Origin of the sequence: Sphingomonas radicis (assembly GCF_051400635.1) — a bacterium.
In the GTDB taxonomy this organism is placed as follows: Bacteria; Pseudomonadota; Alphaproteobacteria; order Sphingomonadales; family Sphingomonadaceae; genus Sphingomonas.
Genome location: NZ_JBLFFG010000001.1, coordinates 1,327,867 through 1,351,421, shown reverse-complemented (window position 1 = coordinate 1,351,421; position 23,555 = coordinate 1,327,867). Strand labels below are relative to the sequence as shown.

Genomic DNA, 23,555 nt, shown 5'->3' with positions numbered 1-23,555 from the left:
ATGGATCGACGCACATTCCTCTGGGCCACCGGCTGTGCAGTCGCTGCGACCGGCGCGCTCGCCGCCCCGAGAAAAATCGCGCCCTCGCGCTTCGGGCCAGCGTTCCGCGACGCAGTGCTCGAAACCGAGCGCGCGAGCGGGGGCAGGCTGGGACTTGCGGTGATCGATACCGGAAGCGGCGAGCGGTTCGCGCATCGTGCCGACGAACGATTCCCGATGTGCAGCACCTTCAAGTTCGCGCTCGCCGCCGCGATTCTGGAGCGCGTCGAAAGCGGCCAGGAGAAGCTCGCCCGCCGGCTGCCGGTGGCGAAGACGGACCTGGTGAGCCATTCGCCCTTCTGCGAGACTCGCGTCGGCGGGACGGCGAGCCTGGCCGAACTTTGCCACGCGACGGTGACGGTGAGCGACAATGCCGCCGCCAATCTGCTGCTGCGAACGATGGGCGGCCCCGCGGGGTTCACGCGCCGGCTGCGCGGCTTCGGCGACTCCGTGACGCGGCTCGACCGTTGGGAAACCGACATGAGCAAAGCGCGGCCCGGCGACGTCCGCGACACCACTACGCCCGATGCCATGGCCGGGCTCGCGCAGCGCCTGCTGCTGGGCAGAGCGCTTGCCACTGCGAGCCGCACCCAGCTGGTCGATTGGATGAAGCAGACGACCACCGGGCTGAAAGGCATCCGCGACGGCGTGCCCGCCAACTGGCAGGTCGCCGACAAGACCGGCTCGGGCGGGTACGGCACCGACAATCACGTGGCGGTGCTGTGGCCACCGCGCGGCGCGCCGCTGGTGGTGGCGAGCTATGTTACCGGAAGCAGCCTGCCCTCGGGCCAGACGCGGCCGCTGCACGCGCGTATCGGCCGGGCGATCGTAGCGGCGGTCGGCTGATCAGGCCCGAACCACTAAAACCCGCTCGCCCTGAGCTTGTCGAAGAGCGGTCTCCACATCCCGTTTGCTGCTGGATGACGCCCTTCGACAGGCTCAGGGCGAACGGGAATATTGGAGCTCGACGGCTCCTATGCCTCCTCGTCGTCCCCGCCCTCGGCGGGGCGCTCGAACCAGGCCTCGACCGGGCCGGTCAGCTTGATCGTCAGCGGCTGGCCCTTGCGATCGACCTTCTTGCCGAGCGCGACGCGGATCCAGCCTTCGGAGATGCTGTACTCCTCGACGTCGTTGCGCTCGACACCCTTGAAGCGGATGCCGATGCCACGCTCGAGCAGCTCGCGCTGGAAATGGGGGCTGTTCGGATTGACCGACAGGCGGTCGGGAGGAGTGTCGCTCATGGGCGCGCCCTTTGCCGCTATTGTGCGAGGCTTTCAAGATAACGGTGGATTGCGGCGATGACGACCGATCCTTCGCCCACCCCGGACGCGACCCTTTTGACCGATCCCGCGCGGACATCGCCCACCGCGAAGATCCCCGCGCGCGACGCTGCATAGGGCGAATCACCGTTGCCGGTGGCGACGAATCCGGCCTGGTCGAGCGCCACGCAGTCCGCCAGCCAATCGGTATTCGGCGCCGCGCCGATCATCACGAACAGCGCGCCCACGTCGCGGCGGGTTTGTTCGCCGGTTCGTCGGTTTACCCAGCTGAGCGCGCGGAGATGCTTGTCACCGTCGATCGCCACCAGCTCGCAATGCGGATGCAGCGTGATCCGGTCGGAGGCCTCGATCCGCTCGATCAGGTAGCGCGACATGGTGGCCGCGAGCCCCGGCCCGCGCACCAGAATGTGGACGTGCCCGGCGCTGCGCGAAAGGTAGATCGCGGCCTGGCCCGCGGAATTGCCGCCGCCGACCACCACCGCGTCCTGCGCCGCGCAGAGCCCCGCCTCCATCGCCGTCGCAGCATAATAGATGCCGTTGCCTTCCAGCTCGGCGTAGCGCGGCAGATCGAGCTTGCGGTAGCGCGCGCCCGTCGCGACCACCACGGCGCGCGTCTTCAGGGTGGCACCGTCGTCGAGCGTCAGTCGATACGGATGCGCGGCGCAGTCGATCCCGACGGCGCTGCGCGAGATGAGCAGCCGCGCACCGAACTTCTGCGCCTGCACCTGGGCGCGTCCGGCGAGCGCCTGGCCGGAGATGCCGGTGGGAAAGCCCAGATAATTCTCGATCTTCGAGCTCGTCCCCGCCTGCCCGCCGGGCGCCACGCCTTCGATCACGATCGTGTCGAGCCCCTCGGACGCGGCATAGACTGCGGCGGCGAGCCCGGCAGGCCCGGCGCCCACCACCACCACGTCGTGGACGTGCTCGGGATCGACTGCGCTCGTGAGCCCCAGCGCGTCCGCAAGCTGTGCGTTGCTGGGCTTGCGCAGTACCTGGCCTTCGGCGACGACCACCGGCAGATCCGCTTCCTCGAGCGCGAGGCACGCCAGAAAGCCGCCAGCGTCCGGATCGGTCTCCGTGTCGATGCGGCGGTGCGGAAGCGCGTTGCGCGAAAGGAAGCTCTCGATCCGCGCCGTATCGGCGGCATGCGCCGGGCCGATCAGCGCCACGCCCGCCTCTCCGTGTAGGAGCATGCCCACCCGCCGCAGGATGAAGGCGCGCATCACGATTTCGCCGATGTCGGGCTCCGCGACGATCATCCGGCGGAAGTCGGCGCGGCCGACGCGGATCACGCGGGTGCCCGGGGTCGCCCGGCCAGTGACCAGTATCTTGCGATCGTTGAACAGGTCGAGCTCGCCGGTGAACTGGCCGGGCGTATGGGCGTGGACGACGCTTTCGCGGCCCTTGAGATCGCTGTCTAGAATCTCGATCGAACCTCCCAGGCACAAGAAGAAGTCGACGTTGCGATCGCCGCGGTGGAACAGCGTCGCGCCGCCGGGAAGCGCCTCTTCCTTCCCAAAGATCGCGACGCGCGCGATCATCTCCCCGGCGAGCACCGGAAAGGTCTGATCGGTCCGCAGATAGGGATCGGCGGGATCGGGGCGAAGCGGCGGCGAATCATGTCCCATGGCGCCAGTCTAGCGCCCGCGCCGCCGGAACGAAGCGTGGCGCGGGACCAGCCCGCGCCACATTCACAGATCAGCGGCAGTAGCGCACGCGCACCGTCCGGCCGAGATACGGATCATAGACCCGGCGGACGCCGCACCGATCCCAGCCGCGATAGCGTCGATAGTCGCGGTAGTAATAGCGATCCCGCGGGTAATAGCGGTGGCGATAATAAGGGTAATAGCCGTCGCGATAGTAATAGCGGCGATCGTAATAGCGCCGGTCGTCGCTGCTCGCGAGCGCCGCGCCGATCGCGAGCCCCGCGATTCCGGCGACGATTGCCGCTCCGGTGGCATCGCGATCACGGTAACGATCATAATATTGCGCCTGCGCAGGCGCTGCGCCCGTCACGACCGTCGCCCCGAGCACGGCCCCGAACGCCACTTTCTTGACCAGGCCGGTCATGGCATTTTCTCCTCTACGCATCTGCGCCCCAGCCCCGCGCGGACAAGCGCGAGTCGCGGGCGCCGATGGTCCGAGTCTAGGAAATCCTGCCTGAACTCGCCCGGAACCGGCCGTTAACCATCGGTTTAGCCGGCCATTGCGGTTCATGGGTCCGGACTCTAGAGGCAAAGCAATGCGATACTGGATCCTGCGCTCCGAACCCGATGCCTATAGCTGGGACGATCTGGTCCGCGACGGCGCGACCGAGTGGAACGGCGTGCGCAACTATACGGCGCGCAATTTCCTCAAGGAGATGCAGCCGGGCGACCGGGCGCTCTTCTACCATTCGAACACGGAGAAGGCTGCGGTCGGCGTGATGGAGATCACTCGCGCCTGGCAGCCCGACGGCGACGACGGCAAATGGGCGAGCGTGGCGGTCAAGCCGGTCGAGAAGCTCGCGAAGCCCGTGACGCTCGCCGACATCAAGGCCGAACCGCGCCTCGCGCACATCGAGATGGTGCGCCAGTCGCGCCTCTCGGTCACCCCGGTGCGCGATACCGAATGGGCGGTGCTGCTCGAGATGGGCCAAGGCTGACCGCGGGCGCCGGCGCAGAAGGGCGAGACTCGATCCGCCTGGTCGCAGGGTCCGGCGATAAGCTTCTGCTTCGTTTCCGGATTATTACAGTATCGCCCCGTCGAGGGAGCCCGATGTCCTATAATGCAGCCATGCCCGCCGATCCCTCGGCGGGCGCCTCTGGACGCGGCGGCGGCCTGCCGCCCTGCGCTGCTTTAGGACTGCGAAAGACACTCATGATCCGTTCGATGATTCCCGCGCTCGTGCCGCTGTGCCTCGTTTCCGCCCCCGCCCTCGCCGATGACGGAAAGCTGGAGGTGGAAGGCAGCATCCGTGCCCGCGTCGAAGTCATCGACGGTCAGTTCCGGCCCAACACGGCGGACAGCGGCGCGCTTATGCTGCGCACCCAGCTTCGCGCCGAATATGATGCCGGCCCGGTCCGGATCGGCGGTGAAATCCAGGACGCGCGCGTCTATTTCGAGCGCCTGCCCACTTCGATCGGAGCCACTGAGGTCAATGCTCTCGAACCCACCCAGGCCTATCTGATCGCCGAGATCAGCAAGAATGCCGAGCTCCAGCTCGGCCGCATGACGATGGACTGGGGCTCGCGCCGCTTCGTCTCGCGGCAGAACTACCGCAATTCGACCAACGCCTTCACCGGCGCGCGCTTCGACTGGAAGCCTGCCAAGGGCGACAGCGTCACGCTGTTCTGGGTGATGCCGCAGGACCGGCTGCCCAACGACAAGGACGGCATCCTCGACAATGAAGTCGAGCTCGATCGCGAACGGATCGACCAGCAGTTCTTCGGCGGGCGCGTGACCAAGGCGAACGTCGTCGGCTCGGTGGCGCTCGAAACCTATCTCTACCGCCTGTTCGAGCGCGACGCGGAGAATTTCGCCACGCGCAACCGCCGCCTGTGGACCACCGGCTTCCGCCTGCTCGACGCGCCGAAGAAGGGGCAGGTCGATTTCGAGATCGAAGCGGCATGGCAGGGCGGCAGCACCCGCGCCTCGGCTTCGGCGAGCGACCGCACCGATCTCGACGTCAATGCCGGGTTCGTCCACGCCAGCCTCGGCTACACCTTCGACGCACCCTGGTCGCCGCGTGTCCGCATCGCCTATGACTATGCCAGCGGCGACCGCCCCGGCGGCAGCTACAGCCGCTTCGACACGCTCTTCGGCGCGCGCGTCTTCGAATTCGGCCCCAGCAGCCTCTATGGCCCGATCGGTCGCGCCAACCTGAGCGCGCCCGAGGTTCGCGTGGAAGCGAAGCCCGACAAGCGCTGGGACGGCTATGTCGCAGTCCGCCCGCTGTGGCTCGACTCGGCGACCGACACCTTCTCCAGCACCGGCCTGCGCGACGCGACCGGCGGCTCGGGCCGCTACGCCGGCACCCAGTTCGACACGCGCGTGCGCTATTGGCTCAAGCCCGATCAGGTGCGGCTCGCAGCGGGCGTGGCGGTGCTCGCCAAGGGCCGCTTCATGAAGGAAGCCCCCCGCGCGCCCGACAATGGCGACACCCACTATGGCTTCTTCGAAGTCACCTGGGGCTTCTGACGGCAACGATGAGCCCCCTCCCGGAAGAGAGGGGAGCCCTTCGCCCGGCGACGGCCGTCCCCGTCGATTTCCCGACGCTTCCAGCCATGCTACTCCGGACCAAACATGCGGGGGCAGGAGAATGTCGGTTCGCGGCCCATTCAGGGCGTGTCTAGCGACTGGCGCCACGAGTGCACTGTTCTGGCTCGCCTCCGCCGCGCCGGCCCGGACGCAGGATGCCCCGACCGCGGGCGATCCCGACGAAGATATCGAGGTGGTCGTTCGAAGCGACCTGCCGCGCTGCCGCCGCCAGCTGGGAGACCCGCTCGACAAGGTCGATGTGGACAGCGCGCCCTTCATCCAGTCGGTGATCAAGCAAGATCCCACTACGGGCGTGTGGCGCGTCGTGCGGGATGATGACCCGATCACCGGACCGGAAATCTGGCAGCGGGCCGGCAAGGGCATCGCCGACTTCCGCTTCCGCGTCCCAACGAACGATCTTCCCATGTGCATCGGATCACGGAGCGCTGCGCCCCGCGGATGGGGACAGCTTCGCCGTGTTCTTGACGCGGCGCCCCTCCGCGATCGCTACATTCGCTTCACCGCGCTGGTGGCAACGCGCCGGTCGAGCGAGGTTCGCTTCTGGCTAGCGGCGGGCGACAGCGGCCGCGTGCTCCAGGGTGGAGACACGAGCGGCCAGCCCTTGTGGAGAACCCGACAATGGGTGCCGGTGCACCTTACGATCGGCCCGATTCCGAAGACAGCAACCAAGCTCAGCTACGGATTCCTGCTCAAAGGATCGGGCGACGTCTGGGTCATGCACCCCAAGCTCGAGATACTCGACCATGCCGAGCCCGGGCCCGGCGTGAGGGCTTTGGGCGGGCGATCGGGCGAGTAGCGCGGCGATACTGGCCGCTCGGCAGGGGCTGGTGGCTACGGTTCAGGTGCGCCCGAAAAAACCGGCTCCCCAATGAAAAGCGCCGGCCGAGACATCGAGCCTCGGCCGGCGTTACCCATTCCTTGATCCCCCTCCCTCTGAGAGAGGGGAAGTTGAGACCTTAGGCCGCCTTCGCGCGGCTCTGGCGCTTGCGCTCGTGCGGATCGAGGAAGCGCTTGCGCAGCCGGATCGACTTGGGCGTGACTTCGACCATCTCGTCGTCGTCGATGTAGGCGATCGCCTGTTCGAGCGTCATCTTCTTCGGCGGAGTCAGGCGGATCGCGTCGTCCTTGCCGCCCGAAGCGCGGAAGTTGGTGAGCTGCTTCGCCTTCATCGGATTGACTTCGAGGTCGTCCGTCTTGGCGTTCTCACCGACGATCATGCCCTCGTAGAGAGCCTCGCCATGGCCCACGAACAGCACGCCGCGCTCTTCGAGCGGGCCGAGCGCGTAGGAGTTCGCCTCGCCGGTGCCGTTCGAGATCAGCACGCCGTTCTTGCGGCCTTCGATCTTGCCCTTGTGGGGGCCGTACTTCTCGAAGAGCCGGTTCATGATGCCGGTGCCGCGGGTGTCCGACAGGAACTCGCCGTGATAGCCGATCATCCCGCGCGAAGGCGCCGAGAAGGTGATGCGGGTCTTGCCGCCGCCCGAGGGACGCATGTCGGTCATCTCGGCCTTGCGCAGGTTCATCTTCTCGACGACCGTGCCCGAATATTCCTCGTCCACGTCGATGATGACGGTTTCGTACGGCTCGGTCTTGTTGCCGTTCTCGTCCTCACGCAGCAGCACGCGCGGGCGGCTGATGCCGAGCTCGAAGCCCTCGCGGCGCATCGTCTCGATCAGCACGCCGAGCTGGAGCTCGCCGCGGCCGGCGACTTCGAAGCTGTCCTTGTCGGCGGCTTCGGTGACCTTGATCGCGACATTCGATTCGGCCTCGCGGAACAGGCGGTCGCGGATCATGCGCGACGTCACCTTGCTGCCTTCGCGGCCCGCCATCGGCGAATCGTTGACGGCGAAGCGCATCGACAGCGTCGGCGGATCGATCGCCTGTGCATGGAGCGGCTCGGTGACCGTGGGGTCGCAGATCGTGTTGGCGACGGTGGCGGTGGTGAGGCCGGCGAGGCTGATGATGTCGCCGGCATTCGCCTCGTCGGTCGGCACGCGCTCGAGCCCGCGGAAGGTCATGATCTTCGACGCACGGCCGGTCTCGACGACGTTGCCGTCGTTATCGAGCGCATGGATCTGCTGGTTGGTCTTCACCGAGCCCGAGAACACCAGGCCGGTGAGGATGCGGCCGAGGAAATTGTCGCGGTCGAGCAGCGTGACCAGGAACTTGAACGGCCCGTTCGGATCGGCCGACGGCGCCGGCACGTGCTCGACGATCTTGTTGAACAGCGGCGCCAGCGTGCCCTCGCGCAGCGTCGGGTCCTCATTGGCATAGCCGTTGCGGCCCGAGGCGTAGAGCACCGGGAAGTCGAGCTGCTCATCGGTGGCATCGAGGCTGACGAACAGATCGAACACTTCGTCGAGCACTTCCTGGATACGCTCGTCGGGGCGGTCGATCTTGTTGACGACGACGATCGGACGCAGGCCGAGCGCGAGCGCCTTGCCGGTCACGAACTTGGTCTGCGGCATCGCGCCTTCGGAGCTGTCGACGAGCAAGATCACCCCGTCGACCATCGAGAGGATGCGCTCCACCTCGCCGCCGAAATCGGCGTGGCCGGGCGTGTCGACGATGTTGATCCGCGTGCTTTCCTGCCCTCCTGGGGGGGCCCACTCGACCGACGTGCACTTGGCCAGAATCGTGATCCCGCGCTCCTTCTCGAGATCGTTCGAGTCCATCGCGCGTTCCTCGACGCGCTGGTTGTCGCGGAAGGTGCCGGACTGACGGAAGAGCTGGTCGACGAGCGTGGTCTTGCCGTGGTCGACGTGTGCGATGATCGCCACGTTGCGGAGGTTCATGAGCGGTTTCCTGGAAGAAGTTGGCGCGCCCCCTACAGGAATTTGTGCGTTGCGGGAAGCACCGTGTTTCCCGCAGGATCGTTGAAGCAGTTGAAAGGAAGCGCGCATGGCCGACCCCCTCAAGATTCTGATTATCCTGGGCAGCGTACGCGAGGGGCGGATGGCCGAGCCGGTGGGCAATTGGGTGCTCGATCAGGCGCGAGAGCGGGCCGAGCTCGATTGCGAGCTGATCGACCTGAAGGACTGGAACCTGCCCTTCTATCCGTTCGCCAAGCCGCCGGCCGCGGGCGGCTATACCGATCCGCTCCAGCTGCGCTGGGCCGAGAAGATCGCGAGCGCGGACGGCTATGTGCTGATCGCGCCCGAGTATAACCACGGCCCGCCCGCGGTGCTCAAGAACGCGCTCGATTTCGTCTACGCCGAGTGGAACCGCAAACCGATGACCTTCGTCGGCTATGGCGGCAACGGCGGCGCCCGCTCGATCGAGCTGCTGACCTGCGTAGCGCGCGAGCTGCAGACTGCGCCGCTCGAGGCGTCGGTGCACATCATGGGCGTGTGGAGCAAGGTGAAGGACGGCGTGTTCACCGCGGACGAGAAGGACCTGCGCTGGATCGGCCATCTGTTCGACGAGCTGATCTGGTGGGGCCGTGCTCTCAAGGCCGCGCGCCTCTCGCAACCCCGCTGACCGCACCCTATCTGCGCCCGGTGCAGCCCTCCCCTATCACTGCCCGAATCGCCGACGGCGTCGCCTCGATCCCCGCGGGCGCGTGGGATGCGTGCGCCGGCACCGGCAATCCCTTCGTGCGGCATGCGTTTCTGGAGGTCCTCGAGCGCTCGGGCTCGGTGGGCGTGCGGGCCGGCTGGCAGCCGCTGCCGATCGTGATCGACGGGCCGGACGGCTCCGCTGCCGCGATCGCGCCCGCCTATGCGAAGTCGCACAGCCAGGGCGAATATGTGTTCGATCACGGCTGGGCCGATGCCTGGGAGCAGGCCGGCGGGCGCTATTATCCCAAGCTGCAGGTGGCGGTGCCCTTCACCCCCGTGCCGGGCCCGCGGCTGCTGCTGCGCGATCCCGCGCTCGCGCCGGCGCTGATCTCCGCGATCGAAGCGGTGACCGACCGGCATCGTCTCTCCTCGGCCCACGTGACCTTCCTCGACGAAGACCAGCGCGACTGGTTCGAAGCCGCGGGCTGGCTGATGCGGGCCGGCACGCAATTCCACTGGCTCAACCAGGGCTATGCGAGCTTCGACGATTTCCTGGGCGCGCTCGCCAGCCGCAAGCGCAAGGCGATTCGCAAGGAGCGCGCGCAGGCAATCGAGGGGCTTAGGATCCGCCATTTGACCGGCGCGGAGATCACCGAGGCGCATTGGGACGCCTTCTGGGCATTCTATCAGGACACCGGCTCACGCAAATGGGGGCGGCCGTACCTCACCCGCGCCTTCTTCTCGATGCTGGGCGAGGCGCTGGGCGACGACGTGCTGCTGATCCTGGCCGAGCGCGACGGACGACCGATCGCAGGCGCGCTAAACCTGGTCGGCGCCGATGCGCTCTACGGCCGTTATTGGGGCGCGATCGAGGAAGTCCCCTTCCTCCATTTCGAGCTCTGCTATTATCAGGCGATCGATGCGGCGATCGCACGCGGGCTGGCGCGGGTAGAGGCGGGCGCGCAGGGCGAGCACAAGCTGGCGCGCGGCTATGTGCCGGTCACCACCTGGTCGGCGCATTACATCCCCGATCCAGGCTTCCGCCGCGCGGTAGCCGATTTCCTGGAGCGCGAGCGCGAGGCCGTGGCGCACGAGCAGGAATTCCTGGGTGAGCTGACGCCCTTTCGCCGCGGCTGTTAGCGCTTCGGCGCCTCCGCCTCGGATGTGGGGGCCGGGCTCGCTTCCGGCTCGGGGCTGGCCTCTGGATCGGGCAGGTTGCTCGTCTGCTGGTGTCGTCCATCGGCGAGAATGATGTCGCGCTCCCAGCGCGGCACGGGCAGCTCGCCCGGCGCAATCACCGGCGCCGGAACGCTATGATCGACGCGGAACAGCGCGCTGGTCCCGTTGCGCCATATCGGCACCAGCCCCTGCTCGAAGCGCGGGTCGTACGCGGGCGGGCGGATCAGCCAGACATAGTCGAACGCGTCGCGCGGGAAGCGCGCGAGCGCCCAAGGGACCGGCCGCCACCATTCGCGCGGGCACTGGACGTCGGTGACGATCTGGGAGGGGTCATGGGCGAACCGCTGGGCGGCGGCGTAGCGCACCGTGAGCAGCTGGCCGCCCGGCATTGACCATTGGTCGTTGGTGTAGGCGAGCTTGCGTTCGAGCGCGAGCGCCGGAACGTGCTGGAGGCGCGTCATCCGCCATTCGTTGTAGCAGGTCTCACCGACGAACGAGACGAGCCGCGCGCCCACGGGCAGGTGATCGAGCGCCTTCAGCTCGCGATCATAGGCCCGGTCGTAGAGATAGAAGCTGTAGGTGGTCGCGCCGATCCGGACGAGGAAGAATGCCAGCCCCAGCGCCGCCACCGTCCCGGCCCCGCGGATCGACAGGCCGGGCTTGGCGCGGATCGCGATGATTCCGATCGCGAACAGGAAAGGGACCAGCCGCATGTCGGCATAGGCCGATCCGAACACGATCCGTGGAAGCAGGATATAGACCGCGAGCAGGAAGATGCCGGACAGCGCCAGATTGCGCGAATATTGGATGTTCGGATCGCGCACCGCCTTGAACAGCAGCAGGAAGAGGACTCCCACGCAGGCGAGATCGAAGAGCTGCCAGCGGTCGCGGAACACCTGGACGATCCAGAGCACCTTGGCGCGCCAGTTGAACCAGTCGCCGGTCTCGCCCGAGACACCGCCGCCGCTGCGCCACAGCAGCATGAGCGCGATCGGGGGCGCGAGGGCGAGGCAATGCAGGCCCGCATAGAAAGCCGGCACGACCCAGGCGCCGACAAGGTCCCGATACCACGGCAGGTCGCGATTGCGGCGCAGGTCGTGCTGGCGGATGAGCTCGGCCGAATAGGCGAGCACCCCCAGCGTGCCCCAACCGAAGGCATGGGTCACCCAGATCAGCGCCGAGATCGGCACGAACAGGAACAGCCGGAGCTTGAGATGGCCCAACCGCGCGAGCCGCAGCCACCAGCCAAAGGCGATCAGCGCCAGCGCCATCGACAGCGCGAAGTTGACGAAGCCGAAGTGGATCGGGAAGCTATAGGCCAGCGGCAGCGCAAAGAGCGCGGTGGCGGGAATCCGCCCATGGACCTCGCGCGCGATCATCAGCAGCCCGGCGACGGTCATCGCCGGAATGGTGATGATGATCAGCTTCACCGCGAGCTCGAGCCCGAAGATCGGCTCCGGCGGGATTACCAGCAGGTCGACCCCGAGGTTGCCCATCAGGCTCCACTCGAAATTATACCATTGCTGGAGGTGCGGGAACTGATCGTAGACGAGCTGGACCCGGTAACGGCCCATATGGCCAGGCAGATCGACCAGCGGCGGAATGTCCGGCCAGAGCAGGGGCAGCGTCGCCACCAGCGTGGCGAACGCTACGAACCACCGTGTCTGCCACCAATGCAGCGCGTCGCCCCTGTTCATCGGCGCGCTTCTAAGGAGCACACTGGAGGCCTGCAAGCGGAGGCTCGCTCGTCATCGTGAGCCCGCGCCTGAATTAGGCCGGGCAGTAGTCCAGGCGGCGGCGATCAACGGACCACGCGAAACAGCAGCGCCCCACCCTTCACCGGCACCGGGGCCAACCAACGCGGCGACGTACCTCCACGTAGGGCAGCGGCGAAACTGGCACGACGAGCCACTCCGGCTTCTGCAAGATCGCCTGGACAAAGCGCGAGGTAGTCGATCCGCAGGGCCCGGGCGGCTTCCTGCGCGCGGGACGCATCCCCGAGAAAAATGACATAGACCGCCCGATTTCCGACAGTGTTGCGGTGATAGGGGCCGGCGAGGGCACGATGTGGTGTCGCCGCTATGGTCCCTGCGCCGAGATCGATAGAGGAGAGCAGCGTCCCCGCCGGAAGCTGGCCGAGCGCGGCCAGCAGCGCCGCCCGATCACAGCCGGGTGCAGCTTCGGTGACGGCTGGACCGGCGAAAGCGTGCGCAGCGGCAAACGGATAGACCAGTCCGGCCGAGCCCAGCCAGGCGCCTACGACCGAGACTGTGCCGTGCCGTCGTGCCTGGACGATCAGCGCGGCAAGCGCAGGAGCGGCGAGCATCGCCCCTGCATAGGCGCCGCGGATCTGCGCCAAGGTGAGTGCCAGCGCGCCGAGCTGCATTGCGAGCAATATTGCCCAACGGTGACCATTTTCGCGCTTCCAGGCGGCCGCGGCGGCCAGCACACCGGCGAACATCAACCCGGCATAGCCGACCGCATCCGCGAGCGGCGCGGCGAGCAGCGGTTGCGCCTCCTCCACGTTGGCGAGCCAGATTCGCGCGAGCAGCGGGTCCACGGCGCCATAGGGATGAAGGCATCCCGGTGACAGGAGCAGTGCAGCCGTCAGCCCCGCTCCTCCCGCGCCGACCGCAGCGGCAGCTCGGCCGCGTGCGCCGGACACGACGAAACTTGCGAGGGCGAGCGCCCCAAGGGCAAGCGCGCCGGCCTGGGCAGCGCGCCATGATTCTCGGGTGAAGCCATCGCACGCCGGATACTCCCACCCGCTCGTCCGGAGCACCGCAGCGGCAGCGGCCAGGGACAGGATCAATGCTGCCGCAAGGCCGCAAAGCCGGGCCTGAGCCTGCTTTCCCCCGGTGATCCACGACAGCATCGCCGCACTAGCGGCGATAGCGAGCAGCAGGGCGGTCTCCAGACCGATCGCCAGTGATGCCGTGATCGCCACGCCCGCCGCCGCCCCGCCGGCGAGCGAGCCCGCTCCGACCAGGCTGCGAACGACGACGAGCAGCAGCACGAGCTGGAGCCCGTGGTGATCGATCCTGCCCGGCAGGAACAAGGTGGTCGCCGGATAGGCGAGCGCTCCGATCGTAGCAGCGAGTGCTCCCGAGACACCGAGCGCACGGGCGATGCCGGCGACCAGCAGCAGCGCGGCGGCAAAGAGCACCACCGGCCAGATGGCGACCGCGGCGATTTCGGCACCGTGCATGCCAAGGACCGGTGCCAGCATGACGATGATCGCCGCAGGCGCGAGGTCTGGCAGGCGCGACCAGTGCATCTCGAGCCCCGGTGGGGGCCCCAATCGATGCTGGGCGAGGTCGCCGAACGCCTGGCCGTGGATCCAGTCGCGGATCTGCTGGAGGCGCATCATATCGTCGGTATCGGGGAGGCGTAGCGCAGCAAGGTCGGCCCAGCCGCGCAGTGTCGCCGAAAGCCCCAGCAGCAGCGCCAGCGCCAGCGCGGCCACGATGTCCAAATGAGCGAGGCGCGATGGTGCGGCAGCCATGCGTCATGCGTTAGGACGTAGCGGTTAATTCCGTGTTGATCTCGCTGCCAGGTTCAGTCGTCTCTTCCCCACCGCCAGCGCCATTCGCCGTCGGTCTTGATCCAGGCCAGGACGATGAACCCGACAAACAGCGGGACGAGCAGCGCCAGCCATATCGGTCCGCGCTGCTCGGCAAGCCGGCCGAGCAGGATCCCGCAGACGAGCACGACGAGCGTGAGGAGCCAACCCTGCCAGCTGGCGGGCACCGCCCCCAGGCCGAAGCGCTTCGGGCGGAACCAATAGCCCGGCCGCAGCCGCGGGGGTGCCGGCCGCGGCTCCTGGCGGATCGGCCCTGTCATCGTGCCAGCATCGCGACGCCCGCACCGAGGATCAGCACCGAAATGGCGGCGAGCCACGGGAGCCTGTGGCTGTTGCTGAAAGCGGCAATCATCATCACTCGTCTCCTTCCACTTTCCTCGGCGGTCGCCCGCGTTTTGCGCGGACCGGCTCCGCCAGCTTCACGCCGCGCCGGCTCAGTGCCTCCCGCAGGAGGCATTCGACCTGGGCGTTTACGCTCCTGAGATCGCTCGCCGCCGAGCGCTCGATCGCCGCGTAGAGTGCGGGATCGAGGCGCAGGGGAAATGCCTTTTTCTGCGGCGGTTGCGACACGAATTACGCCTTACTGGTACAGCGAGCCTGCATTGACGACCGGCTGGGTGTCGCGCTCGCCGCACAGCACCACCATCAGGTTCGAAACCATCGCCGCGCGGCGCTCGTCGTCGAGGTGGACCACGTTCTTGGCCGAGAGTTGTTCGAGCGCCATTTCGACCATGCCCACCGCTCCTTCGACCAGCGTCTGGCGCGCCGCCACCACTGCCTGCGCCTGCTGGCGCCGCAGCATCGCGCCTGCGATCTCCTGCGCATAGGCGAGATGGGTGAAGCCGCATTCATCGACGGTGATGCCCGCCACGCGCAGCCGCTCGATCAGCTCTTCGCGCAGCTCGCCGCCGACCTGATCGTGATTGCCGCGCAGCGTGACCTCCTGATGCTCGAAATCGTCATAGGGGTAGCGTGAGCCGATCGTGCGCACCGCTGCCTCGATCTGCACCACGACGAATGCCTTGTAATCATCGACGTCGAACAGCGCCTGGGCCGTGTCGGTCACGCGCCACACCACCTGCGCCGCCATCTCGATCGGATTGCCGCGAAGGTCGTTCACCTTGATCCGCTCCGAAATGATGTTGTTCGAGCGCACCGAGACCTTCTTCTTGAGCATCCAGGGCCAGGTCCAGCGCAGGCCGGGGGTGCGATCGGTGCCACGATACTCGCCGAACAGCAGGATCACCGCCGCCTGGTTGGGCTGGAGCAGGTAGAAACCGCAGGCAACGAAGAGGAAAGCGAAGGTGGCGATCAGGAATGTGGAAACCACCAACGCATCGGATATGCGCCCGATCTGCATGAAACCCGCCACCGCCGGTGCGAGCGTGAGCAGCAGCGCGAGCAACATGCCATAGCCGCTTATCGTGCGCGCCGCGCTCTCGCTGCTCTGGCGAAGCGCCGAGGCATTGCTGCGAACATCCGTCATCTCTTCCCTCCCGTAATTGTGATATCTTATTTATATCGAATTCGAGGAAGCCACAAGCGGGAATCGGAATGGCCCGGAGACGACAACGCCGCCGCGGCGCGGAGCCGCGACGGCGCTTCCGATGGCCTGCCGCACAAGGTGCGGCGCCGGCTCAACTGATGACGATCGTCACCGCGCGGCGGTTCTGGGCCCAGCTCGCGTCGTCCGAGCCGAGCGCGATCGGGCGTTCCTTACCGTAGCTGATCGTGGTGATGCGCGTGGGCGAGACGCCGCGTGCGGCCAGATAGTTCTTGGCGGCATTGGCGCGGCGGTCGCCGAGCGCGAGGTTGTATTCGCGCGTGCCGCGTTCGTCGCAATGCCCCTCGATCGTGATCCGCGTGTTGGGGTTCGTGGTGAGCCACTGCGCCTGGCTGTCGAGGATCGCGCGTGCCTCGGGATCGATGTCATATTGATCCAGCGCGAAATGGACCGTGTCGCTGGTCACTTCGCGCTTGAAGCGTTCGTTGAGCGCGTTCGAGCCATATTGATCGGCATCGCCGGTGTCGGTGACCGGCGGCGCGGTCTCGGCCGGCGCCGGCGGAAGCACATCGGGCTTCTTCTTGGCGCAGCCCGCGGTCGCGACCAGCGCTGCAACCAGCACCAGGCTGGTGGTGAGTTTGGCCATCGTCTTTATTCCTCCTTATTGAATTGCGTGACCCGAGCAGGCGAACGGCCCGTCGTGAGCGTAACGATTTCTATTGCCGAATGGGTCCCCAATTTGGGTCCGAGCCGTCGAGCGGCGTGGGGATGCGGCGCGCGTTGCTGCCGGTGAGGTCCACCGACCAGAGATCGGGCCGGCCGGAGCCCTGCGCCGAACGGAAGAACATCAGCACGCGGCCGTTGGGCGACCAAGTCGGCCCCTCGTCGCCCCAGCTGTCAGTGAGCAGGCGTTCGCCGCCGCCCGACGGACTCATCACGCCGATGCGGAAAGCGCCGCCGCCCTGGCGCGTGAACGCGATCAGATCGCCGCGCGGGCTCCACACCGGAGTAGCATAGCGGCCACCGCCGAAGCTGATGCGGCGCTGGTTCGATCCGTCCGCGTTCATCACATAGAGCTGCTGCGTGCCGCCGCGGTCGCTTTCGAACACGATCCGGTTGCCGTCGGGCGAATAGCTGCCGCCGGTGTCGATCCCCGGCGAATTGGTGAGCCGCTGCGGCTCGCCGCCGCCGACGGCGACCCGATAGATATCGGTGTTCGATGCGACCGACATCGAGAAGAGCACCCAGCGGCCATCGGGCGAGAAGCGCGGCGCGAAGTTGAGATTGACGTTGGTGACCAGCCGGCGGTTCGACCGCGCGGCCATGTCGTACACCCAGATCGACGGGCGGCGGCCCTCATAGCTCATGTAAACGATCGCGTTCTGCCGGGGCGAGAGCCGCGGGGTGATCACGATGTTCTGGCCGTTCGTCAGGAAGCGGTGGTTCGCCCCGTCCTGATCCATGATCGCGATCTGCTTGCGGCGCTTGTTCTTGGGGCCCTGCTCGGCGACATAGACGACCTGGCTGTCGAAATAGGGGCCCTCGCCGGTGAGGCGGGTGTAGATCGCGTCGGCGCATTTGTGCGCGGCGCGGCGCCAGTCGGCGGGCGAGACGACGAAGCCCTGGCGGACCAACTCGGTCTGGAGCGCGACGTCGTAGAGATAGCAGCCGACGGTGAGGTTTCCGTTAGCGCCCGCGCGGACATAGCCCTGGACCACCGCCTGGGCAGAGCGTGCGCTCCAGCCGGCATAGTTGGGAACGGTAACTTCCGAGAAGGCGATCCCCGGGACCGCGCCTGGGCCGAGCGTCTTGAACAAGCCGGTGTTGCGCAGATCGTCTTCGATCACCTGCGCCAGCTTACGCCCGAGCTCGTCGGTGGAGCCGGCGGCGGTCGACACCACCTGCGCGGTGGGCAGCGCGGGAATCGCCAGCACCAGATCCTGCGCCGCCTGGTTGGTGACGTCGACACGCAGCACGGTTTCGGCCTGACCGGGGTCCTGCGGCTGCACGGCAGCGGGGGGTGGAAGCTGCGGTGCATCCTGCGCATGCGCGAAGGGAATGGCGCTCGCTGCCAGCAGGAGCATCGCCGTAAGTCGGATGACCTTCATCGTCACAAACCCTCGTATAGTGTCGGTGCTATCGTCTTCCACGCATCATAATATTGCGCAGGCAGCTTGAACGGTGCGGCGAGCTGGACGGCGCGGAGCGCGCGCTCGCGGTGGAGATCGGCCTGGGCGCGATTGCTCGCGGTCACGCCCGTCTGCGTCACGCGCGGCTGGCCGACGATAGCGCCATTGCGATCGAGCTGCACCTGGACGGTGGTGCGCAGCTTGTCCGAATCGGCGCCGCTCGGCGGCTTCCAGCGCGGCTTGATCTGGCGCAACACCTCCGCGGCGAGCGCTGACTGGACTGCAGGCCCGGCCTTGACGGCAGGCGGCGTGGTCGCCTTGCCCTTGCTCGGCTGATCCTTGAGGCCCGCGACGATGCCATCGAGTGCGCCGCTTGCGCGAATCTCGCGCTTCGGCTGGGACTTGGGCTGTGCTTTGGCAGGCGCGGCCTTGGGCTGCTGCTTGGGAGCTGGACGCGCCTTTTCCGCGGGCGCCGGCTTGGGCGGGGTGGGTTCAGGCTTCGCGACCGGCTGCGGATCGGGCTGATCCACGGGTTCGGGCGGCGCAGTGTCGGGTTCGAGCGGCGCCTCGACTGGGGAAAGCCGGGCGGCGACATCCTCCTGGTGCGGCACCGGCGCCTGGCTTTCGAGCCCCACTTCGTCGGTGAGCGAGACTTCGATCGGCGCGCTCTGGAGCTGGAGCGGATTGGGCGTGGCGAGGAAGCCGACCGACAGCAGCCCGAACAGCGCAAGATGGCCGATCGCGGCAATGCCAAGCCCAGCTACTTCGGACCGAGTCACTACTCGTCCCTCACTTGCTCGCGGCGCTGGTGATGAGCGAGACGCGATTGAGGCCGGCGCGGTTGAGCTCGCCCATCACGCGCATCACCTTACCATAGCCAAGGCCCTGATCCGCGCGAAGATAGACCTGGGGCGGCTTGCCGTCGGCGCCGGTGCGCGCGGCGATCTGCTCGAGCGCCGCCGCCAGCGCATCGTCGGCGACGGGGGCGTCGTCGACGAACACCTGGCCCGCTTCGTCGACGGCGATCTGGACGGGCTTCTGGTCCTGTTCGAGCGCCTTGGCGCGGCTCTCGGGCAGGTTCACGGGCACGCCCGCGGTGAGCAGCGGCGCCGTGACCATGAAGATGATCAGCAGCACCAGCATCACGTCGACCAGCGGCGTGACGTTGATCTCCGCCATCGGCGCGCGGCGGCCGCGGCCCTTGTTGGAAGGGAGGTGCATGGCCATGCCCTAGATCCTCCTCCCAAGGGGGAGGGGGACCATGCGAAGCATGGTGGAGGGGTATTCCCCTTCCTGTAAGGTCGACACCCCTCCACCACGCGCTACGCGCGCGGTTCCCCTCCCCTTACAGGGGAGGATCAAGGAGCGCGCCTCCATCACGCCTCCATCTCCAGCCGGCGGCTGAGCGTGGCGTGGAAGCCGTCGGCGAAGCGGTTGAGCCGTGCCTCGACGCGATTGATGCGGTGCGAATAGCGATTGTAGGCGATCACCGCGGGGATGGCGGCGAACAGGCCGATCGCCGTGGCGAACAGCGCCTCGGCGATGCCTGGCGCGACCACCGCGAGCGACGAATTCTGCTCGGCGGCGATGCTGGTGAAGCTGCGCATGATCCCCCAGACGGTGCCGAACAGCCCGACGAAGGGCGCGACCGAACCGACGGTGGCGAGGAAATTGAGCCGATCGGCGAGGCGATCGACTTCCATGGCGATCGCAGCGCCCATCGCCGTCGCCAGCCGCTCGCGGGTGCCGTCGCGGTCGATCGACTTGCCCGAGGTGGAGCGGCGCCATTCGGTGACGCCGGCCAGGAAGATGCGGGCGATCGGCTGGTCGCGGGTGGCCATGCGGCGGTGGAAATCATCGATGTCGTCGGCCTCGCGATATTCGACCTCGAACTGATCGATCCCCTTCTTCACGCTGCCGATGCGGAAGCCGAAGCTCAGGATGATCGCCCAGGTCCAAAGGCTCGCCAGCAGCAGGCCGATCATGACGCCGCGGACCACCCAGTCCGCCTGGAGAAACAGGCCAATGGGCGACATGGTCGCAGCGTCGGTACTCATGAATTCCATGACGAGATCAGATCCCCTTCCACAACAACGGTTCGAACGCCGCCATCCACTCGGCCGGCTGGCGCCGCGGCCGCCCGGACGGGGAGACGAACGCCGCCTCGACCTCCGCTTCGGCCAATATGGTTTCGCCCCGCATGACTCGTTGCTGAATGACCACGGCAACGGGACGCAGCGACACAAGCCGGCTCACGACGCGAAGTTCCTCGCCGAGCCGGGCGGGGGCGCGATAGACGATGTGGAGGTCGCGGACGACATAGACGCCCTCCCCGCCTTCGAACGCCGAACGCTGGTCGATGCCGGCGGCGACGAGCATGTCGGAGCGGGCGCGCTCCATGAAACGGAGGTAATTGGCGTGATAGACCACTCCCGTAAGGTCGGTGTCTTCGAAATAGACGCGCAGGACGAACTGGTGCTCGAGGCCCAGGAAACGGCCGACCGCGGGTAGAGCCTCCATGCCCCCGGCCTTAACCAAGCGATCCGCGCGGGGGAACCCCTGCGGTCAGTCGAACAGCCCCTCCTGCGCGGTGGGCGGCGGGTCCAGCCCGAGATGCTTCCAGCCCGCGGCGTTGAGGCAGCGCCCCCGCGCCGTCCGTGCAATCATCCCGATCTGGATCAGATAGGGCTCGATCACTTCCTCGATCGTGTCGCGCGGCTCGCTGAGCCCGGCGGCGAGCGTCTCCACGCCCACCGGGCCGCCGCGATAGATGTCGGCGATCATCATCAGATAGCGCCGGTCCATATTGTCGAGCCCGAGCGCATCGACTTCGAGCCGAGTGAGCGCAGCGTCGGCCGCCACGGCATCCACCACCGCGCGCCCCGCGACATTGGCGAAGTCGCGCACGCGGCGGAGCAGCCGCCCGGCGATGCGCGGCGTGCCGCGGGCGCGTCGGGCGATCTCGCGCGCGCCGTCCGGGGCGACATGGAGATCGAGCAGATTGGCGGCGCGGGTGACGACGCGCTCGAGCTCCTCGACCGTATAGAACTGGAGCCGCACCGGAATCCCGAACCGGTCGCGCAGCGGCGTGGTGAGCAGCCCCTGGCGGGTGGTGGCGCCGACCAGGGTGAAGCGCGGCAGATCGATCCGCACCGAGCGTGCCGAGGGTCCCTCGCCGATCATCAGGTCGAGCGCGCGGTCCTCCATCGCGGGATAGAGGACCTCCTCGACCGCGGGATTGAGGCGATGGATCTCGTCGATGAACAGCACGTCGCCGTCCTCGAGATTGGTGAGCAGCGCGGCGAGATCGCCCGACTTGGCGATCACCGGGCCCGAGGTGGAGCGGAAGCCGACGCCCATCTCGCGCGCGATGATCTGCGCGAGCGTGGTCTTGCCGAGCCCGGGGGGGCCGAAGAACAGGACATGGTCCAGCGCGTCGCCGCGCTGGCGGGCGGCGTCGATGAAGACGCGCAGGTTCTCGCGCGCGGCGCGCTGGCCGACGAACTCGTCGAGCGACTTGGGGCGCAGCGCGGCGTCCACGTCCTCGGGGCGGCGCGAGGCGGTGAGGATGCGGTCGGCGTCGGTCAATGCGTCATCGCTTTCAGCAGATCGTCGGACGTCAGCTTGGCCTGCCGCAAGATGCCCCCCAAAGTCCCTTTCTTCAGTTCCGGATGTAGCGGAACGATGCATACAGAGTCGCCTCGGCGAAGCTTCACATGGCTGCCGCGCTGGCCCGCCTGCTCGAACCCGAGCCGCTCAAGTGCGCGCACCAGTTCCCGCCCGGATATGGACGGCAGCTTAGGCATGCTCCCCGACGGTCACAGTGGTGACGATCGGCGCGCCCGAGAAGTGGATCGGCTCGTCCTCGAGATAAAGCTCTATTGCCTCGCGCAATGCGGCGAGAGCCTCCTCGACGGTCTCGCCCTCGGTCGTAGTTCCGGTTTCGGGGTTGAAGGCGACGTAACCGCCCTCCTCCGCCGGAGTCAGTACCGCGGTCACTTGCATGGTTCGATCCTTCCGTCCGACACGTTACTTCGCCGCCTTCCTGAGCGCCAGCCGCACCAGCGCGTCCAAGCTCGCGCCATCGCCGAGTTCGTCGTTGGCGGCGTTGACTGCAGTGGAGGCTTCGGCGGGCTTGAAGCCGAGGTTGAGGAGTGCGGAGACGGCGTCCGCCGCCGCACCGCCCGCGGGAACCGGGGCCGCGCCTGCGCCGCCGAGGGCGATGCCGCCGGCCTTGTCCTTGAGTTCGTTGACGATGCGCTGGGCGAGCTTGGGGCCGACTCCGTTGGCGCGCGCGATCGTCGCAGCGTCTGCGCGGGCGACGGCGGTGCGCAGCTCGTCCGGGGTGAGCAGCGACAGGATCGCGAGCGCGACCTTCGAGCCCACGCCCTGGACCGAGGTGAGCAGGCGGAACCAGTCCCGCTCGTCGGCAGTGGCGAAGCCCATCAGCCGGATCGAATCCTCCGAGACGAGCATCACCGTGTGCACCGTCACCGCCGACCCGGTGCTGCCGAGCTTGTCGAGCGTCTTGGCCGAGGCTCCAACCAGATAGCCGACGCCGTTCACGTCGATCACGGCATGATCGCTGCCGGTCGCGGCGAGCTGGCCCTTGAGGTGCGCGATCACGCCGGCACCGCCCGATGTTCAACCGAACGGTTGAGCGAACCGGTTGACTTGCTTGACTCGATTCGCGGTTTTTCGCGCGGGGCGTCGGCGAGGCAGGCGGCCGGAAAGTGCATGGCCGGTACATAAGCGGAACGCGCCCATATAGGAAAGCGAAATCAGGCGCGGTGGCGGGCAGTGGCGAGATGGTGGGCGTGGCAGATCGCGACGGCGAGCGCGTCGGCGGCATCGGGGCCCGCGATTTTCACGCCGGGGAGCAGCCGCGACACCATCGCATGGACCTGCGCCTTTTCGGCCGCGCCGGTGCCGACCACGGCCTTCTTGACCACGCTGGGCGTGTATTCGCCGACATCGAGCCCCGCGCGGGCGGCGGCGCAGAGCACGACGCCGCGGGCCTGGCCGAGCTTGAGGGTCGACTGGGCGTTGGAATTGACGAAGACTTCCTCGCACGCGGCGGCTTCCGGCGCGTGATCGATGATGAGGGCGGCGAGCATCGCGTCGAGATGCGCGAGCCGCCGGGCGAGCGGGGCCTGGGGATCGGTCTTGAGCTTGCCGTTGGCGAGGTGCGAGAGGCGGTTGCCCTCGGCGCGGATGATGCCCCATCCGGTGGTGCCGAGCCCGGGGTCGAGGCCGAGGAGGATCATGGCCTAAGCCCCTCCCGCTTGCGGGAGGGGAACGCCATCAACCCAGCTTCTCCATGACTTCGTCGGAGACTTCGTAATTGCCCCAGACGGTCTGGACGTCGTCGTCGTCGTCGAGCGTGTCGATGAGCTTGAAGAGCGTGGCGGCATCGTCGGCGTCGACGCTCACCATGGTCTGCGGCTTCCATGCGAGCTTGGCGCCCTCGGGCTCGCCGAGTACGGGCTCGAGCGCTCGGGCGACTTCGTGGAGGTCGGCCTGGGCGGTCCAGATCTCGTGGCCGTCCTCGCTGCTGGTCACGTCCTCGGCGCCCGCGTCGAGCGCGGCTTCGAACACCTTCTCGGCATCGCCGGCGCTCGCGGGATAGGTGATCAGGCCCATCCGGTCGAAGCCGTGGCTGACCGAACCCGAGGCGCCGAGGTTCCCGCCGTTCTTCGAGACGGCGGTGCGGACGTTGGTGGCGGTGCGGTTGCGGTTGTCTGTCAGCGCTTCGATGATCAGCGAGACGCCACCCGGGCCGAAGCCCTCGTAGCGGACTTCCTCATAGTTCTCCGCATCGCCGCGCGAGGCCTTGTCGATCGCGCGCTGGATGTTGTCCTTGGGCATCGACGCGGCCTTGGCGGCGTTGACCGCCGCGCGCAGGCGCGGGTTCATGTCCGGATCGGGGGCGCCCATCTTGGCCGCGACGGTAATTTCGCGGCTGAGCTTCGAAAATGCCGCCGAGCGCTTCTTATCCTGCGCGCCCTTGCGGTGCATGATGTTCTTGAATTTGGAATGGCCTGCCATTGCGCTCTCGTGTGAATTCGGTCGCGCGTCTCT

The 23,555-nt window shown here is 67.5% G+C and carries 27 protein-coding genes; 6 read left to right on the top strand and 21 right to left on the bottom strand.

The genetic code is table 11. The features are described 5' to 3' along the window. Window positions 1–885 (top strand): class A beta-lactamase, encoded by an 885-nt coding sequence (bla, locus tag ACMGDH_RS06140; RefSeq protein WP_436827014.1) that lies wholly within the window; start codon window positions 1–3, stop codon window positions 883–885. Between the two features lie 128 nt (window positions 886–1,013). Here the strand turns inward: bla and ACMGDH_RS06135 are convergent, their stop codons facing one another. The 3 genes from ACMGDH_RS06135 to ACMGDH_RS06125 form a co-directional block, all read right to left on the bottom strand. Beyond that, complete coding sequence (locus ACMGDH_RS06135) at window positions 1,014–1,280, bottom strand: DUF3297 family protein (protein WP_436827013.1); 267 nt, start codon at window positions 1,278–1,280, stop codon at window positions 1,014–1,016. A 17-nt stretch (window positions 1,281–1,297) separates the two neighbouring features. Continuing rightward, window positions 1,298–2,947, bottom strand: coding sequence for an FAD-dependent oxidoreductase (locus ACMGDH_RS06130; RefSeq protein WP_436827012.1), 1,650 nt, complete (start codon window positions 2,945–2,947; stop codon window positions 1,298–1,300). Between the two features lie 70 nt (window positions 2,948–3,017). Beyond that, a complete protein-coding gene (locus ACMGDH_RS06125) occupies window positions 3,018–3,389 on the bottom strand; it encodes a hypothetical protein (RefSeq protein ID WP_436827011.1) in 372 nt (123 codons plus the stop codon). A 172-nt stretch (window positions 3,390–3,561) separates the two neighbouring features. Between ACMGDH_RS06125 and ACMGDH_RS06120 the strand changes: the two genes are divergently transcribed. From ACMGDH_RS06120 to ACMGDH_RS06110, 3 genes are all read left to right on the top strand, one after another. Then, a complete protein-coding gene (locus tag ACMGDH_RS06120) occupies window positions 3,562–3,963 on the top strand; it encodes an EVE domain-containing protein (protein WP_436827010.1) in 402 nt (133 codons plus the stop codon). A 215-nt stretch (window positions 3,964–4,178) separates the two neighbouring features. After that, complete coding sequence (locus tag ACMGDH_RS06115) at window positions 4,179–5,498, top strand: alginate export family protein (RefSeq protein ID WP_436827009.1); 1,320 nt, start codon at window positions 4,179–4,181, stop codon at window positions 5,496–5,498. Between the two features lie 121 nt (window positions 5,499–5,619). Next, on the top strand, window positions 5,620–6,375 hold the full coding sequence (locus ACMGDH_RS06110; RefSeq protein ID WP_436827008.1) for a hypothetical protein: 756 nt from the start codon (window positions 5,620–5,622) through the stop codon (window positions 6,373–6,375). A 160-nt stretch (window positions 6,376–6,535) separates the two neighbouring features. Here the strand turns inward: ACMGDH_RS06110 and typA are convergent, their stop codons facing one another. Beyond that, a complete protein-coding gene (typA, locus tag ACMGDH_RS06105; RefSeq protein ID WP_436827007.1) occupies window positions 6,536–8,374 on the bottom strand; it encodes a translational GTPase TypA in 1,839 nt (612 codons plus the stop codon). Window positions 8,375–8,480: 106 nt separating this feature from the next. Here typA and ACMGDH_RS06100 point away from each other — a divergent pair, with 106 nt between their 5' ends. Beyond that, complete coding sequence (locus ACMGDH_RS06100) at window positions 8,481–9,059, top strand: NADPH-dependent FMN reductase (protein ID WP_436827006.1); 579 nt, start codon at window positions 8,481–8,483, stop codon at window positions 9,057–9,059. A gap of 20 nt (window positions 9,060–9,079) precedes the next feature. Next, window positions 9,080–10,219, top strand: a complete 1,140-nt coding sequence (locus ACMGDH_RS06095) for a GNAT family N-acetyltransferase (protein WP_436827238.1) — start codon at window positions 9,080–9,082, stop codon at window positions 10,217–10,219. Here the strand turns inward: ACMGDH_RS06095 and ACMGDH_RS06090 are convergent. From ACMGDH_RS06090 to ACMGDH_RS06010, 17 genes are all read right to left on the bottom strand, one after another. Then, entirely contained in the window at window positions 10,216–11,955 is a 1,740-nt protein-coding gene (locus ACMGDH_RS06090) for a hypothetical protein (protein ID WP_436827005.1), read from the bottom strand. The genes ACMGDH_RS06095 and ACMGDH_RS06090 overlap by 4 nt on opposite strands. Before the next feature lie 104 nt (window positions 11,956–12,059). After that, entirely contained in the window at window positions 12,060–13,763 is a 1,704-nt protein-coding gene (locus ACMGDH_RS06085) for a hypothetical protein (protein ID WP_436827004.1), read from the bottom strand. 53 nt (window positions 13,764–13,816) lie between these two features. Then, a complete protein-coding gene (locus ACMGDH_RS06080; RefSeq protein WP_436827003.1) occupies window positions 13,817–14,101 on the bottom strand; it encodes a hypothetical protein in 285 nt (94 codons plus the stop codon). 94 nt (window positions 14,102–14,195) lie between these two features. After that, window positions 14,196–14,411: a type II toxin-antitoxin system antitoxin gene (locus ACMGDH_RS06075; protein ID WP_436827002.1), complete on the bottom strand. Its 216-nt coding sequence runs from the start codon at window positions 14,409–14,411 to the stop codon at window positions 14,196–14,198. Window positions 14,412–14,421: 10 nt separating this feature from the next. After that, complete coding sequence (locus tag ACMGDH_RS06070; RefSeq protein ID WP_436827001.1) at window positions 14,422–15,327, bottom strand: SPFH domain-containing protein; 906 nt, start codon at window positions 15,325–15,327, stop codon at window positions 14,422–14,424. A gap of 151 nt (window positions 15,328–15,478) precedes the next feature. After that, entirely contained in the window at window positions 15,479–15,991 is a 513-nt protein-coding gene (gene pal / locus ACMGDH_RS06065) for a peptidoglycan-associated lipoprotein Pal (RefSeq protein WP_436827000.1), read from the bottom strand. A 70-nt stretch (window positions 15,992–16,061) separates the two neighbouring features. Next, entirely contained in the window at window positions 16,062–17,453 is a 1,392-nt protein-coding gene (tolB, locus tag ACMGDH_RS06060) for a Tol-Pal system beta propeller repeat protein TolB (protein WP_436827237.1), read from the bottom strand. A 2-nt stretch (window positions 17,454–17,455) separates the two neighbouring features. Continuing rightward, window positions 17,456–18,253, bottom strand: a complete 798-nt coding sequence (gene tolA / locus ACMGDH_RS06055; RefSeq protein WP_436826999.1) for a cell envelope integrity protein TolA — start codon at window positions 18,251–18,253, stop codon at window positions 17,456–17,458. A 10-nt stretch (window positions 18,254–18,263) separates the two neighbouring features. Then, window positions 18,264–18,701 (bottom strand): protein TolR, encoded by a 438-nt coding sequence (gene tolR / locus ACMGDH_RS06050; RefSeq protein ID WP_436826998.1) that lies wholly within the window; start codon window positions 18,699–18,701, stop codon window positions 18,264–18,266. 149 nt (window positions 18,702–18,850) lie between these two features. Further along, entirely contained in the window at window positions 18,851–19,531 is a 681-nt protein-coding gene (gene tolQ / locus ACMGDH_RS06045) for a protein TolQ (protein WP_436826997.1), read from the bottom strand. Window positions 19,532–19,547: 16 nt separating this feature from the next. Beyond that, the gene (locus ACMGDH_RS06040) at window positions 19,548–19,994 is read right to left on the bottom strand and encodes a YbgC/FadM family acyl-CoA thioesterase (protein WP_436826996.1); all 447 of its coding nucleotides are present in this window, start codon (window positions 19,992–19,994) and stop codon (window positions 19,548–19,550) included. Window positions 19,995–20,039: 45 nt separating this feature from the next. Continuing rightward, window positions 20,040–21,062 (bottom strand): Holliday junction branch migration DNA helicase RuvB, encoded by a 1,023-nt coding sequence (gene ruvB, locus ACMGDH_RS06035; protein WP_436826995.1) that lies wholly within the window; start codon window positions 21,060–21,062, stop codon window positions 20,040–20,042. Then, a complete protein-coding gene (locus ACMGDH_RS06030) occupies window positions 21,059–21,280 on the bottom strand; it encodes a type II toxin-antitoxin system HicA family toxin (RefSeq protein ID WP_436826994.1) in 222 nt (73 codons plus the stop codon). Before ACMGDH_RS06030 ends, ruvB begins: the two co-directional genes overlap by 4 nt. Further along, window positions 21,273–21,479, bottom strand: coding sequence for a type II toxin-antitoxin system HicB family antitoxin (locus ACMGDH_RS06025; RefSeq protein WP_436826993.1), 207 nt, complete (start codon window positions 21,477–21,479; stop codon window positions 21,273–21,275). Before ACMGDH_RS06025 ends, ACMGDH_RS06030 begins: the two co-directional genes overlap by 8 nt. Window positions 21,480–21,503: 24 nt before the next feature. Then, window positions 21,504–22,100 (bottom strand): Holliday junction branch migration protein RuvA, encoded by a 597-nt coding sequence (ruvA, locus tag ACMGDH_RS06020; RefSeq protein ID WP_436826992.1) that lies wholly within the window; start codon window positions 22,098–22,100, stop codon window positions 21,504–21,506. Between the two features lie 155 nt (window positions 22,101–22,255). Then, window positions 22,256–22,741 carry a crossover junction endodeoxyribonuclease RuvC gene (ruvC, locus tag ACMGDH_RS06015; protein WP_436826991.1) on the bottom strand — a complete coding sequence of 162 codons (486 nt, stop codon included), beginning with the start codon at window positions 22,739–22,741 and terminating at the stop codon, window positions 22,256–22,258. Window positions 22,742–22,778: 37 nt separating this feature from the next. Continuing rightward, window positions 22,779–23,522 (bottom strand): YebC/PmpR family DNA-binding transcriptional regulator, encoded by a 744-nt coding sequence (locus ACMGDH_RS06010; protein WP_436826990.1) that lies wholly within the window; start codon window positions 23,520–23,522, stop codon window positions 22,779–22,781. Between the last annotated feature and the right edge of the window lie 33 nt (window positions 23,523–23,555).

Bases quoted from the DNA above. Each gene is read 5' to 3' on its own strand.
- bla (WP_436827014.1), top strand. From the start codon at position 1: ATGGATCGACGCACATTCCTCTGGGCCACCGGCTGTGCAGTCGCTGCG.
- ACMGDH_RS06135 (WP_436827013.1), bottom strand. From the start codon at position 1,280: ATGAGCGACACTCCTCCCGACCGCCTGTCGGTCAATCCGAACAGCCCC.
- ACMGDH_RS06130 (WP_436827012.1), bottom strand. From the start codon at position 2,947: ATGGGACATGATTCGCCGCCGCTTCGCCCCGATCCCGCCGATCCCTAT.
- ACMGDH_RS06125 (WP_436827011.1), bottom strand. From the start codon at position 3,389: ATGACCGGCCTGGTCAAGAAAGTGGCGTTCGGGGCCGTGCTCGGGGCG.
- ACMGDH_RS06120 (WP_436827010.1), top strand. From the start codon at position 3,562: ATGCGATACTGGATCCTGCGCTCCGAACCCGATGCCTATAGCTGGGAC.
- ACMGDH_RS06115 (WP_436827009.1), top strand. From the start codon at position 4,179: ATGATCCGTTCGATGATTCCCGCGCTCGTGCCGCTGTGCCTCGTTTCC.
- ACMGDH_RS06110 (WP_436827008.1), top strand. From the start codon at position 5,620: ATGTCGGTTCGCGGCCCATTCAGGGCGTGTCTAGCGACTGGCGCCACG.
- typA (WP_436827007.1), bottom strand. From the start codon at position 8,374: ATGAACCTCCGCAACGTGGCGATCATCGCACACGTCGACCACGGCAAG.
- ACMGDH_RS06100 (WP_436827006.1), top strand. From the start codon at position 8,481: ATGGCCGACCCCCTCAAGATTCTGATTATCCTGGGCAGCGTACGCGAG.
- ACMGDH_RS06090 (WP_436827005.1), bottom strand. From the start codon at position 11,955: ATGAACAGGGGCGACGCGCTGCATTGGTGGCAGACACGGTGGTTCGTA.
- ACMGDH_RS06085 (WP_436827004.1), bottom strand. From the start codon at position 13,763: ATGGCTGCCGCACCATCGCGCCTCGCTCATTTGGACATCGTGGCCGCG.
- ACMGDH_RS06080 (WP_436827003.1), bottom strand. From the start codon at position 14,101: ATGACAGGGCCGATCCGCCAGGAGCCGCGGCCGGCACCCCCGCGGCTG.
- ACMGDH_RS06070 (WP_436827001.1), bottom strand. From the start codon at position 15,327: ATGACGGATGTTCGCAGCAATGCCTCGGCGCTTCGCCAGAGCAGCGAG.
- pal (WP_436827000.1), bottom strand. From the start codon at position 15,991: ATGGCCAAACTCACCACCAGCCTGGTGCTGGTTGCAGCGCTGGTCGCG.
- tolB (WP_436827237.1), bottom strand. From the start codon at position 17,453: ATGAAGGTCATCCGACTTACGGCGATGCTCCTGCTGGCAGCGAGCGCC.
- tolR (WP_436826998.1), bottom strand. From the start codon at position 18,701: ATGGCCATGCACCTCCCTTCCAACAAGGGCCGCGGCCGCCGCGCGCCG.
- tolQ (WP_436826997.1), bottom strand. From the start codon at position 19,531: ATGAGTACCGACGCTGCGACCATGTCGCCCATTGGCCTGTTTCTCCAG.
- ACMGDH_RS06040 (WP_436826996.1), bottom strand. From the start codon at position 19,994: ATGGAGGCTCTACCCGCGGTCGGCCGTTTCCTGGGCCTCGAGCACCAG.
- ACMGDH_RS06030 (WP_436826994.1), bottom strand. From the start codon at position 21,280: ATGCCTAAGCTGCCGTCCATATCCGGGCGGGAACTGGTGCGCGCACTT.
- ACMGDH_RS06025 (WP_436826993.1), bottom strand. From the start codon at position 21,479: ATGCAAGTGACCGCGGTACTGACTCCGGCGGAGGAGGGCGGTTACGTC.
- ruvC (WP_436826991.1), bottom strand. From the start codon at position 22,741: ATGATCCTCCTCGGCCTCGACCCCGGGCTCGGCACCACCGGATGGGGC.
- ACMGDH_RS06010 (WP_436826990.1), bottom strand. From the start codon at position 23,522: ATGGCAGGCCATTCCAAATTCAAGAACATCATGCACCGCAAGGGCGCG.